General features: G+C 42.8%; 1 tRNA gene. It reads left to right on the plus strand.

The features are described from left to right. Positions 1 to 34 precede the first annotated feature (34 nt). Positions 35 to 111, plus strand: a tRNA-Ile gene (locus tag ACTQ3V_RS15760). Positions 112 to 374 lie beyond the last annotated feature (263 nt).

A 374-nucleotide genomic window follows, 5' to 3' on the forward strand; every position in this document is an offset into this window, starting at 1 on the left:
GACGGAAACGACGACCGTTCGCCGGGAATCAAATGGGCTTGTAGCTCAGGTGGTTAGAGCGCACGCCTGATAAGCGTGAGGTCGGAGGTTCGAGTCCTCTCAAGCCCACCAAAAGGAAGCGAGAAACGCAAACTTCGCGCTTAGCTGTTTTATAAAATAAAACAGCATAAGCAAAACAGGGAGTGAGACTCGAGTCCTGATTGCAACGCATTTTGCACGAACCAAAACTTGTTTTGGTTCAAGGTGCAAATTTGCGAAGCAAATTTGCACCTTGAAAACTGAACAATAACGAAAGCAAAAGCAACAATAGAGGAAATAAAATGTTATTCCGATCTTTGAAATAGATCAGTTTAAGGTTTTTCTGAAAATTGTTG

This window comes from Candidatus Agathobaculum pullicola (genome assembly GCF_052117205.1).
Classification (GTDB): domain Bacteria; phylum Bacillota; class Clostridia; order Oscillospirales; family Butyricicoccaceae; genus Agathobaculum; species Agathobaculum pullicola.